Genomic DNA, 13,770 nt, shown 5'->3' with positions numbered 1-13,770 from the left:
TTAAATTCTAAAAATTAAACTAGGTAGAAAACTGTAAATACAAATACCCAAACTAAATCTACGAAGTGCCAGTATAAACCAACTTTTTCTACCATTTCGTAGCTTCTTCTCTTCTCATAAGTACCTAATAATACATTAAAGAAAATAATGATATTGATGATAACTCCAGACAATACGTGGAATCCGTGGAAACCTGTAATGAAGAAGAAGAAATCAGCAAATAATTTATTACCGTATTCGTTTCTAATCAAACTAGCACCTTCTACTACATATTTAGCAGTTGCTAAATGAGCTTCAGATTCTTCTCTTGATAAAACTGTTTTTTTCTTTTTCTCCGTAAGTTTTTCTGTTCTAATTAAGATTTCTGGATGTGCTTTAAATCCTGCTTGAACTTCAGCAACCGTGTAAGTTGGAAGAGATTGAGCATCTTCTACAAACCAAGTTGAATGACTTCTTGTTAAAGCTTCTCTTTGTTCTGGTAATTTCACAGCAAAATCAGCTAGAGCTACTCTTTTACCATCTTTATCAACAAATTGCAATAAGCTTCCTCCTACAGTTTCAACTGCACCGTACTCACCTTTAATGAAGTTTTTCCATTCCCAAGCTTGAGAACCAACGAAAATAATACCTCCAATAATTGTTAAGAACATATAGATTGCAACTTTAGTCTTTTTCAATTGGTGACCTGCATCAACAGCCAAAACCATTGTTACAGATGAAAAGATCAAAATAAAGGTCATTAAAGCTACATAATACATTGGAGTACGCAACACCATGCATAAATGGAAAGTGAGTAAACACTTCATCAGCCAAAGGCCAAGTTTCAATAAATTTAAATCTAGAAAAACCGTAAGCTCCTAGAAATCCAGAGAATGTTAAGGCATCTGATACGATAAAAAACCACATCATCATTTTACCATAACTTGATCCTAGTGGCTGGATCTCATGACCGCCTCCCCAAGTTTTTTCGTCGTTGTTTGCAGTAGTAACTGTCGCTCCCATAAAAGATATTCGTTAAAAAGTTCCCAAATTTACGTTTTTTTCTTATTTAAAGAAAAATAAAAATAAAAATAAATATACCCATAATAAATCTAAAAAATGCCAATACATCGCACCTAGTTCTATACCAAGAGTTTGAGTCGAATTGTATTTTTGTTTAAAATGATTATAAATTATAATTAAAAGTGAAATTAACCCACCAGCAAGGTGCGGCAAGTGTGTAACCGTTACTACATATAAGAAAGTTGTAGTAATTGAACTACCTTCTCCTGTAAAATAATATCCTTGTTCAACGATTTGACCAAATCCTTGAAATTGTAACACTACAAATAAAATACCTAATGCTAAAGTTCCCAAAAGCAGTCCTGTTACTGCGCTTCTATTATCTTTTTTAATGGCTTTTTTTGCCAGATAAAAAGTAACACTGCATCCAATAATAACAGCTGTACTCCAGTAAAACGCAGAAGGAAGTTCGAAATTCTTCAACCAGTCTGCTCTAGATTTACTTACTACAAATGCACTTGTTAACCCCGCAAACATCATGGTCATACTAACCATTGCAAAAAGCAGAATCAGTTTTGCTGATTTTGATTTTCTTGCCTGTTCTTCATTTATTGTCATTGTCATTTCCATAACTATCTTAAAAATTTATCTACTATAAATACAATTTGTAAAAGCGAAATATACGAAACACTTACCAGCATTAATGTTCTTGCTCGCTTTTGCTGTTCTTAATTTATATAAACGAACTGCGTAAAAAAGCATCCAAATCCCTAAAAGAAACACTAAAATTGTCGCAATTGGAGAAATAAACAATTGTCCCGTAAAACCTAAAACTGGTAATAACGATGCTATTATAAGCCAAATTGTATATAAAATAATCTGCAATGCAGTTCCTTTATCTTTTTTGCCTGTCGGAAGCATAAATATACCTGCTTTTTCATAATCTTCATATAAAAACCATCCGATTGACCAAAAATGCGGAAACTGCCAGAAAAACTGAATTAAAAACAAAGTTCCTGCTTCGATACCAAAATCTCCTGTCGCCGCCACCCAGCCAAGCATAAATGGAATTGCACCAGGAAATGCTCCAACAAAAACAGACAATGAAGTAACGGTTTTTAGTGGCGTGTAAACGCTTGTATACAAAAATATAGAAATAGCCGCAAACATTGCCGACTTAGCATTTATAGTATACAAAAGTGCGATACCAATAATTGTAAGCAGACTTGCTACGAACAAAGCCATTCTTGGAGACATACGGCCTGAAGGAACCGGACGATTTTTAGTTCGATCCATCAGTGAGTCGATATCTTTTTCTATTACTTGGTTAAAAGCGTTTGAAGCTCCAACCATGCAATAACCTCCAACTGCCAAAACAGCCAAAACACTCCATTTAAAAGGATGTTCAGTATCAACTCCTAATAAATATCCTGCAATAGAAGAAAACAAAACACTAATAGCCAATCCGGCTTTAGTAATCTCTTTAAAGTCTAGAAATATTGATTTGATTGATAATGTATTTTTTGCGGCGTTCAATACCGTTGTTGTTTGTGTATTTTTTTTGAGTGGTGCAAATGTACAAATTAGATTGTAGAATTTAGACCTATAAAAATAGATTTTTTTCAATAAAACCTGTACAAATTAAGAACTCGCTATACTTTAACACTATTATTTCGAAAAATCTTATTAAAAACTAGTAATCAAAATACCAATTAAAGATATCCGAGCGTAAACCAATGCTAAACCAAGTGGTACTTTGCTTAAAAGTTGTCGCAGTTTCTTGAGTTGGATCAAAATTTCGATAAATTAAACTTCCGAATAATTTTAAATTCGTCATTGGGTTAATTAGATAACCAGCTTGAATATCTGCAATAAAAATACTTGTTTTATTTCCCTGCCCTACTTTTACACCTGTATCGTACGGGCGGTTTACATCATAACTTTTATAAATATTTCCTCCGTAATTAAACGAATCTTCAGCTGTATCAAAATCTAAACCTCTTGTTCCCATGGTAAATTTCGCATCTCCATACAAACGACCTTTGTGATAACGACCAATTACGAGTAACTCTTTAAAGTTTCCTCCCCATTGATGTCCTACGCTTTGATTATTATGTCCGTAATTGGTAATAACAGCACTGTGCGAATAAACATAAGGACGAACATGATTAAACTCTACCTGAAACAACAAATCTTTTACATTAAATGCATTGAAGTACTTTGCTCCTATTTGAAAACCAAATTTATTTTTCCAGCTTTGATTTCCTGCTCCTACATCTGAAACCGAAAACTCATCAATTAAAAATTGAGAATATAAATTAATACTATTATTCCATTTGTATTTACCTGTTAATCCCAAAAGTGCATTTCCACTCCTAGATGAAGAACCAAATTCTACCGCACGGTAAAAAATAATTGGATTTACAAAGTTTATATCAAAACCTCTATTATTTGAATCCGTCCAAACTACAGATTCAAAGAAACCTAAATTTAATCTATTTGAAACATTCCAGCTCAAATAGTGATTTGCCATAAATTTAGTAGCATAAGTTCTTTCTTCCGTTACTTCTGGGCGAACATCTTTCATCCACATATACGTATTGGTATATTTTATCTTCCAGAAATTGGTATTAATTTTAAAATAAGGATACGGACTTGCTCCATCACCTTCTAAAAGTGAGCGATACCCATCTCCAATAAAATTACGGCCATATCCTAACTGCAGATCAAAAATTTTACTTGGTGCAAAAGTAATATTAGCGTCGGCTAAAGGAAAATCATAGGCATCTGTTTTAAAACGTTTCGCAATTCCAACACCCGGAATTATCGCCGGATTTCCTCCAGATGGTTTGATTGATTCCGCATAATCATTAAAATAACCCGCAAATCTTCCTTGACTTTCAAAAAATGTGGTTGTAAAATTAATCTGTTTTCCTAAACCTCCTCTAAAATTCAGTGCCCTTGTATTCACATAAGTATAAGATGCATCGCTGTCTGAAGCTTTACCCATTTGTAAATCAACAATTGGGTTTAAAGAAAACCAGTAATCTTCTCCTTGAATCTGCACCATGTTTTCATTCCACCACTTTCTCCCTAACCAGCTTGAAACATTTTTTTGTAATGACTGATTTACTGCTTTTAGGTTATAATATTTAGAAACCTCTGTATAAGTATAAGGTTTAGAAGCCGTGTGATTATTACTTCCTACCTGATTCATTGCTCCATCAAACTGAGCGTAATAACTATGAGAAAATGGAATATTTAAATGACTTTCAAATTCTGGATTGTTGTATTTTTTATACACAATACTATCCAGCTCTGTCATTGGTTTTTCGATTGGCTTTAAAATTTCTGACGTCGCTAAAGCTTCTGTCGCCAATTGTTCTGAGCTTTTCAAAGGCACATCTATAGCAATAGTATATTTAGAATAAGTTGCTTTTCCGTTATAAGTTGAAGGTTTTATTTTTGGAAATTTTCCAAATACACGTTTTGCTTCATTAGATAATTCTTCATTTCCTGCTGAAACATAAATTACTTTAAACTCTCCTTCGGCATTAACTTCAAAAAGCACTTTAACTGCTTCCTTATAATTGTTTTGTTTTAAATTTTCTGGAACTTGAAAATTACCAAACACAAAGTCCTGAACTTCTTTGTAAAAACAATTTTCTAATTTTTTACCTTCTAAATTTTCACAGTTTGGAAAAATGGGAAACATTTCTGCAGTAAAACCAGGCTGAATCGAAGAACTGCCATTTTGCTGTGAAGAAACAATGAAAAATGAAAAAATAAAAACAAGGGCTAAAAAAAACTTATTCACTTAAAATATAGGTATTTATTTAATATTGATTTGGGGAATCTTCTCCGTTTGCAATTGCTTTTGCCGCCGAAGTACCGATACGTTTAACTCCTAAAAGAATCATTTCTACTGCTTCTTCAAATGAACGAACTCCACCGGTTGCTTTTATGGATAATGGCGAAGCATTTTCAAGCATGATAATTATTTTTGGAATAGTTGCCCCGTTGGGCTGGCCCTCTTCGGTTTTATAAAAACCCGTTGAAGATTTTACAAAAACAGATGCAAATTCTTCTTCTTGAAAATTTGACACTACAACATTTTTTATAAGTACAGACAACTGGATAATTTCTTTATCTGTCAGCGCGACAACTTCTATAATCCACTTTACTGTTTTATTATTGGCTAAACCAATTTGTGTTCCAAACAAAATTTCCTGTTTGACTAAATCTATTTCGCCGTTTTTGAAAGCTTCATAATTACAAACAAAATCTAAATCGTCTGCACCGTTTGCGATTGCTTCGTTTGCTTCCTTGATTTTGGTTTCAAGACTAGACTTGCCTTCTGGAAAATCAATTACGGTTCCAACCAGTAAAACAGAATTGGCTTCTGTAATCATTTCTTTCGCCAGAGCAACATATTCCGGCCGAATCATAATTAGCTTAAATCCTTCCTGAATTGCTTCTTCAATTGCATTTTTAACCACAATAGTATTTTCTGCTTCAGAAAGACCAGCTTGCGAGGCAGTTTTTAAATAAGTGGAATCTAAATATTGCTTTACATTCATAATGATAGAAGTTGCAGAAAACCAGCACAAAAGTACATTTTATATTGATAAAAAACAGCGTTTTTAAAGCTTTGATTTTCTTGTACAAAAAAACCCACCGAAGTGGGTTTCTAATTTATATTTTATCGATCTGCTTTTTGAAGGCTATCGCAGAAAAAACTGCCGTAAAGGCTCCAAGAGCATTTGCCAGAACATCTGAAACATCTGCGACTCTAGTTACAGTAAGAGCGACTTGCAGGATCTCGATTGTAATTCCAAAAAAAACAGAAAATATAAAAGAAATTAAATAGGCTTTAAAATCATCTGCTTCTTTTCCTTTTAATTCTTTTTTGAAAAACACAATCCACGAAATAGTAAATCCAAAATGAAAACAGAAATGTATAATTTTATCAAGACTTGGAAAATTAACTGCTGGTAAATTACTGGAATCTGTCAAACAGAAATAAGCAATAATTCCAGAGCATAAAATTGCCCAAATCAGCAATAATAATTTAGGCACCGATTAAAGTTTTATAAGCTTCTTCAGATAATAAAGAATCAATTTCTGCTGCATCAGCGATTTTAATTTTAATCATCCACCCTGCTCCGTATGGATCAGAATTTACAGTTTCTGGAGCACTTTCTAAATCTTCATTAAAAGCAATGATTTCACCTGTTAATGGTAAGAATAAATCTGAAACTGTTTTTACAGCCTCAACAGTTCCAAAAACTTCATCTTTTGAAAGTGTCTGATCTAAAGTTTCTACCTCAACATACACGATATCCCCTAACTCTTTTTGTGCAAAATGAGTAATTCCTACAGTCGCAACATCTCCTTCGATGCTAACCCATTCGTGATCTTTTGTGTACTTTAAATTTGCTGGTATGCTCATAATAGTATGTTTGAAAATTGATAATTTAAAATTTAAGCCACAAATGTAATAATCTTCTAATGAAATCTAGTTTAGAAACCAAAAATTAATTTCCAAAATTATAACGAAGTGTGAAACCGGATCTGATGTTCGTTAAAGGAAATGAAGTCGAAATAACTGCTTTCGAGAACGAATGATCATAATAAAATATTGCTGTCAAGTTTTTACTGAAAGCATAATCAGCAGTTAACTTTAAAGTCCAAATATTTTGTCCTGTCGCCAATTGATTGTTATCGTAATCTAAATATCTAACCAGAGTTTCATTATTTCTAAATGAAAAATCTGCTTTTATATTGATATCACTTTTAATAATTCCCGTCGGATTATCTGCTAATCTTGAAGAGAAAATTACATCCTTAAAACGATATCCTAATCCCACAACGTATTCTACACCTTTAACTTCTGTCAACAAATTATTATCAAAACTCATAGACAGAGCACGATCTTTTTTAATTTCTGTTAATAAACGAAGTGAACTCTTCAACTCGAAATCAACACGAATAAGCGGACTAAACTGCTCTACTAAGTTGACATTTGACATAATTGTTTTATTGTAGAAATTTGTATTTACATCCTGTCCGTTTGGTGTTTCTAAATAATCAAAATTTGATCTAAACTGACTAATCGTATACGAAGCTCTATAATTGTGCTGTAAAGAGAAACGTTTGAAATGATCTTTAAAATATTTATAACGCATCAAACCATTATATTTTACAGTCCAGTTTGGAATAGGAAAACTTCTAAATATATCTGTAGAACTGCTTGAAGCATTTGCTCCTGTGTAAGCGACCATGAAAGATGGCAGTAAAACCGCTTGATTACTTTTTGAAAAACCAATCGGGTAACCTTCGTTTGCTACAAAAATTTTATAATTCGGATCTGTTTCCGCAGGAATAGGATTGTTTGCATCTCCATATCTTGGAATTCTTGCTCCCGCCCCATAACGCTCTTCAGCCAAACGGTTTGCAATAACCAAACGATTACTTCTAAAATCATCAAAAGTCGCCGATTCTGTTTCTGTACTCGTAGAAAAAGATGTTTTTATCAAAACTGTCGAAATAGAAAACATTCCGTAAGTGTATGGAGATAAAGGCATGTATTGATTTGTAGTAGGATCTACACTATATTGTTCTGATGAATTTTCAGAGTAAGCACGATCCATATTTAAATCAATTTTTAGATCAGGAAACAAATCTACATTGGCAGTAACTTTCAAAAGTTTATTACTTACCTGCGTAAAATTTTGATTAAAATCCTGATAATTGGTCAGCCATCCATTTTTAGTCGCTTCATATCGTACATCATCCTGACTACCAAACACAAATCCTAAAGAAGGTTTTGATGTTCCAAAGAAACCAACTCCTGGAATATATCCCGGCAGAACAGTTCCGCTGTTTTTAGTATAATTAATCTGAATGTTTTTAACACTTGTCAAAACGCCTATTAAACCATCATAAAAAGGACTGCTGCTTACAGTTGGTTTAGCCGTATTTACAATCTTTTCTCCTGGTTTTGGCGGTGCCATTGGTTTTGTTTTCGCTGCTTTTTTTGCACCTGGAGTTAATCCTAAATACTTATACAACATGTTCATATTTAATGTTGTCGTTAAAGTATTTGAATTCGCATTCTGAATTGTATTTCCTAAATCCCATGAATCTCCATTTGCATCTTCATATTGAGAAAAAGCTGTCGAAGATCTCTGCCAATTATAATCGGCTGTATAAGAATAACTCGCTTTTACAAAACTAAAAATTGGAATTTTATTAATTGGAATATCATAGTTTAAAACCAATTGCTGTAAGTGCTGGTTTGGTGTACCAATATCAAAATAATCGTCCCAGATATTAAAATCTTCTTTTGGTGAATTATCATCATTTAAAAAGTTTCTCACGATATTATTAGACGATGCCGTATAATTTAACTTTAATGATTTGGTCAAATTAAATCCGAAACCATATTGGTAGTTAAATGCAAAGTTTCTTCTATAAAGTGGATCAAGACCAATGTCGCCTTCCTCCAAATCAACTTGTCTAAACTGCTGGCGATTGCTTTGTCTGATTATATTGGTATTGAAAGAAACATTCGAAGGAAGATAATTAATATTAAAATCGCTTAAAAGTTTCCAATATTCACTGGTTTTCATGAATTTAGTCTTCTTGAAAGGAACTACTTCTTTTGGCTGAAACGTGTAAGCATAATTTATCGCCGTATTAGATTGTTCGTCCTCATAATTTTCCACTTCATAATCATGTCTTTCTACTTGATTGTAAGATTGAGAAAATGTAAAGTTTTCTACATCATAAACGTGAGGCTTTTGTTCTGGTGCTCTGTCTTTTCTTACCCCAATAAAGTTGATACTTTTACGCTTAGTATAATCTACTGCACGCGTTCTGATATTTTCTTTTTCTGCTGGATCTGTAGTCTCTCTAATTAATTGATCTAATTTAATATCCTGATTAAACGGATCATATTCTGGAGTAATAACTTCTTCTCCAATCGCATAGTTGAATGGCAGGTTGATACCCCACTTTTGAGGAAGCAATTTTCCTAAATTTAAATTGGTTACAATATTGTACTGCTGAATATCTTCACGATCTCTTTCATTAGCTCCCTGTTCTAGAGAACCGAAACCAATTGTACTCTTTTTACCCGATGCCGATAAAGTTGCAAAATCTGCCATATTGGTATCAACATTTAACAATGCCGCCATACCTCCTTTGTTTTCCAAATCAGACATACGAAGCTCGTTAAACCAAACTTCTCCTTTAATATCTTTATGATCTCCCGCACTTTTTACTCCGACCATTAAATTTCGAACTAAACCAAAATTCGGATTTCCTTTAATACCTAATGTCAATTTACCGTCCTGGTCACCTCCTTCAACAGACGGATCCCTATCTGGATAATAAATACCATTTACATCTCTTCTAGCATCGTTAGGATCAATCTTCATGGCTAATATTTTCATTCTTGTCAACAATGACAGAGCCACATCAATATTATTTTCGTCCATCCAAACCTGATCTGGACTTATCGAACATGATCCTCCCGAACTTGTTACCTTTAATGGAATTTCGATCTGATAAAAGTTTTGTGTAAAATCGTTACCGAAACGAATAAATCCTATCATTTCATCATCTTGCGGCGGACTTTCATTTGGAAGTGATTCTGCGTGAAGGAACATTTTCAATTTTTTGTATTGACGCATATCAACACTTACATTTTTGAAAACTGCTCTTGAATCTTGATATTCTAATCCTGAACCTCCAATTCGCAATGCTAGAGACTGCTCATTTTGGTTAATAATTGTATTGTTATTATACAACTGCTCTCTTTGAACTCCTGGAGGAATAACATAATTTACAGGACACTTCGTACTGTTTTCTTGAATATTAACTGTCTGCAACATCAAATTCAGTTCCGTCGTTTTCTGGATTTGTATCATTAGCGTCAAGCGTTCCTGTATATCTTCTCCACTCTCCTCTAACTAAATCTAACGCTCCGAAACGAACAGTCATTTGATCATTAAACCCAGTCATAAACATACGCATGAAACGAATTGATCTAAAGTCTGTAATATTTCCAATTGTATTTTGAGGTACGCGAAACTGGAATTTTAAATTGTATCCATCTTGCATTAGTTGTAGATCCATTTGGAAGTTCTACATTACTAACTTCTCTAACATCTGTGATGTAATTTTCACCAACCTGCATTCCTGGTCTTAAATCAATACTGTATTCATAATACGCATTGATTGTACTCATGGTATTGTCACGGTTAATATCTTCAACGTCTGGAAGTGTTGTAGAACCACGATTTGGATCATCTACACTTACTGCGGAGTTCCCGTCAGTTCCATTATATTTTTTATAACGGTCTAAAACGCCTCCATCTGTATTTAAATAGTACGTATAATCATCTGCTTGCAGGATCACTTTCACCTGCGTAATTTGTATAAACGGAACCTTCGCTAGAATTTGGAAGACCATCTAAACCGACATCTTGGTTTCTACGGTTTTCAGGATTGGTATCAAATGCATAAATTAATGATTGAGACGCCGGAACATCTCCCCAAATTGGTCGCGGATTTACCTTAACCTGATCTGGGCCTAATCCGTTTTCATATTGTTTTCTTCCGTCTTTTAAAACATCTTCAGAAACTTCACCTAAATTGAAATAAATTTTACCGGTATTATTTGGTCGCGATTCTCCTGTTCCAACATAAGGATCAAGTACCCAGAATTGGATATATTCGACATTTCCCTGCTCAAAATTGGTAGAGTTAAGCGCGCGCATGATTCCTCCAAAGTTGGTTGTAGGACTACTTGTTCCAAAATTAGGATTGTTGTTGTAAGGCCCTCTATCTGATGGATAATAAGTTAAATCCAATGTATTAACAACTTGAATTTGTCCTTGCGCAATATCGGTATTTGGATAAAGTTCTCTACTGTAAATTCTTCTGGTAGAATTAAAAGACAAATCGTTATTTGAAATCCCAGAAGGTTTTGATGCGTAAAAAACTGGATCAATAGTATACCAAGCTAATTTTGCACGTTTATAACCATATTCTAAAGTATTTGAATTGGCATTAAAAGTATTATCGTTTATTGAGTTTACAAATGGTGTTGAAGCTAAACTCCATGCATAAGCAGACCGCATATCTATTGTTGTCTGAGAACCTTCAAAGTCATCGATATAAATAGTAGCTTCTCCTTCAAAATCACTTGCTTTGGGAGCATCCGGTTTTAAAAACGCCACTTCACCACGAATCGAAAGATTAGAAGGAACATCTGTATCAATATTTGGAAGCTTATTCGCTAATCTTGTTAAAAAAGGAACTTCTGTTGAATAATTTCCGTTAAAACCAAAAATAGTATTATTTACAGATTCCTGTCCATAACTTGACTTTTGAGTAAAAGGACGTTCTGTCATCTTTAATAACGTTGCTCCTAAAACAAAGTTTTCAGACATTTTACGTTCGATATTAACCCCCATAAATCTTCTGGTCTGTTGTCCAAAAATGGAATTGTTTTCCAAAGAAACTTCAATTGGCGTATTAGAAGCCTGAAGCGAAGGATCGAGAATCTGCACTCTTCCTAATTGATAATCTACACTATAATCAATACCTTCAATTAAAACTCTTCCGGCCGCAGTTACAACAACAGAACCTTGAGGAACATTAAAGGCTCCAATAGGAATACCGTTGCTTCCTGAAGATTTGTATTTTCCTCTTAATAAAAATTTGTTTTTGTCACTATCCTGCAGTGCACCAGCTTGTGTGCTTCGATACATATTTCTAAATACATATTTTCGCTGGTTATCATTATAGGTCGTTGGATCATTATAATTTTCACCCGCAGTTCCTGTATTTAATTTTCTAAACAAAAGTTCCCCAAAAGGCTCTTTGGTTGTAAAAATAATTCGGGCATTTTGCACATCGACTGTTACCCCTGGAACATAATCAAAAAAACCATCTCCTCCACTTTGTGGATCGTTATTGTAATTTAAGCGGTCCAGATTAAATACATTTAATAAAGGAGTTTTCTCAACCCTATCATCTGGCGAAGGATTTGCTGGAAAAGTTGTTCCTGGTACAGGATCGATATAATTTATAGGCGAAGGATCTGTGTAAAGAATGTTCAGCCTGAAATCTTCCTGCTTGATTTGATATGCTTGTGGAATTTGATACACGTTTTTCATCATCAAGTTCCAAACTGGATTGTTAACGTTTGTCAAACTGCTTTTCAGCATTTTCAAAACCAAACTCTGCGTAACAATAGCTTGATTGGTGTTATTTGTTCCGGTAACAACAGTTGCATCTACACCATCACTTCCAAACTCTCCGACTTGATAAACTTTACCTCCTACTGTATATTCAAAAGCAACGGCTAAAATTTCGTCATTTGCCAGACGTCGCTGTAACGAAATATATCCTAACTGCGAATTGAAAGTATATTCGTTTGTAGTTAATTTTCTAGCGTTTTCTAAAACAGAATAATCGGTGGCCTCACTTATATTTGCATTATTAAATCCAGAACCTGCAGTAACAATTTCTCTAATATTAGAATTTAAATAACTTCCCGCTCTACCTATTGCGACTGGATCGTATTTGTTGTTTGTGTTATCTGTTGGAGAATCTATAGGATTATTAAAAAATCCTGCTGAATTGGTAATCACGACAACTTCATTATCTGGCACGCCGGTAACCTGACCTTCACCTAAATCCTGAAGCGCAATAATATTTCTTAAGTTGTTATTGTTTGTAGTTACTCTATTTTGTTTATTGGTAACCCATACTTCTAATCTTGTAATTTGAACACGGCTGTCAATAAATGGATAATTTCTTAGAGACGAATCGTATTTGTTTCTGAAGTATTGAGACAAGAAGAAATGTCGGTCATTATCATAGTCCAAAGCAAACAAATCAAAGTTCTGAACTGTCCCTCCACCTTCTGCGACTATACTTTTGGTCTGAGACTTCTGCTCTGAGAATACTCCAGTAATAGTTGTTTTACCAAATTGCAATACCGTCTTAACCCCAAATAAACTTTGAGCACCTCGAATTAAGGTACTGTTTAGCGGCATACTAACATTACCAACTTCTACTTTTTGAACAATATCATCTTCAGTTGGTGTGTAGGCTAATTTAAAAGATTCTGAAAAGCAAATGTTGATTGTGTATCGTAATTTGCATTTACTTCCAGACGAGTTCCTATTTTCCCCATTAAACTCATACTGATCCTTTGATCAAAATCAAAAGTCAGGCTGGATCTGTTTCTGGGCGAAAATGAAGGATTGTCTTGTTTGGTGTAACGCAAACCCAGATCCATTTCAACTGATCCTGTGGGCTTTACATCAATAGTATTACTTCCAAAAATGCTTTCAAATAAGCTGGAATTGATATAATATCTTGGAAGCAAATCTTTTTTAGTCGCTTCACTTCCTGCTTTTTTACCATCAATGGCATCAGATTTTTTCCTAAAATAATCTCTTCTGGATTCTTTTAAGACTAAATCTTCGTATTCTTTTGGAGTTAATATTAAAGGGTAATTGATTGAGAAACCGTCGACCGAATTGGTAAAAATATAACGATCTGTAATAGGATCATATCTGTAAGCTGAAAGAACACTCGGAGGATCTTCGAGTTCAATTTTACCAACTGAAAACTGAGTTTTAGTTGTATCTTGAGTTGCCGGGGTTACCTGCGCACGCAAAACATTACCGCAGAGCAAGACCAGCAACAAAATACAAATTTTACGCATAGAATTCTTTTATA

At 33.9% G+C, this 13,770-nt stretch carries 5 protein-coding genes and 3 pseudogenes; all 8 read right to left on the bottom strand.

The window, feature by feature from the left end:
- Positions 1-14: 14 nt before the first annotated feature.
- The 8 genes and pseudogenes from ACZZ95_RS09175 to sov all read right to left on the bottom strand — a co-directional run bounded on the left by ACZZ95_RS09175 (position 15) and on the right by sov (position 13,756).
- Positions 15-1,002, bottom strand: a pseudogene (locus ACZZ95_RS09175) (cytochrome c oxidase subunit 3).
- A gap of 42 nt (positions 1,003-1,044) precedes the next feature.
- On the bottom strand, positions 1,045-1,632 hold the full coding sequence (locus ACZZ95_RS09170; protein WP_463468803.1) for a cytochrome c oxidase subunit 3: 588 nt from the start codon (positions 1,630-1,632) through the stop codon (positions 1,045-1,047).
- Positions 1,633-1,634: 2 nt separating this feature from the next.
- Positions 1,635-2,538, bottom strand: a pseudogene (gene cyoE / locus ACZZ95_RS09165) (heme o synthase).
- Between the two features lie 157 nt (positions 2,539-2,695).
- Positions 2,696-4,819, bottom strand: a complete 2,124-nt coding sequence (locus tag ACZZ95_RS09160; protein ID WP_463468802.1) for a gliding motility protein RemB — start codon at positions 4,817-4,819, stop codon at positions 2,696-2,698.
- A gap of 19 nt (positions 4,820-4,838) precedes the next feature.
- Entirely contained in the window at positions 4,839-5,582 is a 744-nt protein-coding gene (deoC, locus tag ACZZ95_RS09155; protein ID WP_463471648.1) for a deoxyribose-phosphate aldolase, read from the bottom strand.
- Between the two features lie 115 nt (positions 5,583-5,697).
- On the bottom strand, positions 5,698-6,081 hold the full coding sequence (locus tag ACZZ95_RS09150; RefSeq protein WP_463468801.1) for a VanZ family protein: 384 nt from the start codon (positions 6,079-6,081) through the stop codon (positions 5,698-5,700).
- The gene (gene gcvH / locus ACZZ95_RS09145) at positions 6,074-6,454 is read right to left on the bottom strand and encodes a glycine cleavage system protein GcvH (RefSeq protein WP_463468800.1); all 381 of its coding nucleotides are present in this window, start codon (positions 6,452-6,454) and stop codon (positions 6,074-6,076) included. Before gcvH ends, ACZZ95_RS09150 begins: the two co-directional genes overlap by 8 nt.
- 85 nt (positions 6,455-6,539) lie before the next feature.
- Positions 6,540-13,756 (bottom strand): annotated as a pseudogene (gene sov, locus ACZZ95_RS09140) (T9SS outer membrane translocon Sov/SprA).
- Between the last annotated feature and the right edge of the window lie 14 nt (positions 13,757-13,770).

Source organism: Flavobacterium sp. AC267 (assembly GCF_979258715.1).
Note: the sequence above shows the minus strand (reverse complement) of the source record. Positions and strands in the feature narration are given on the sequence as shown.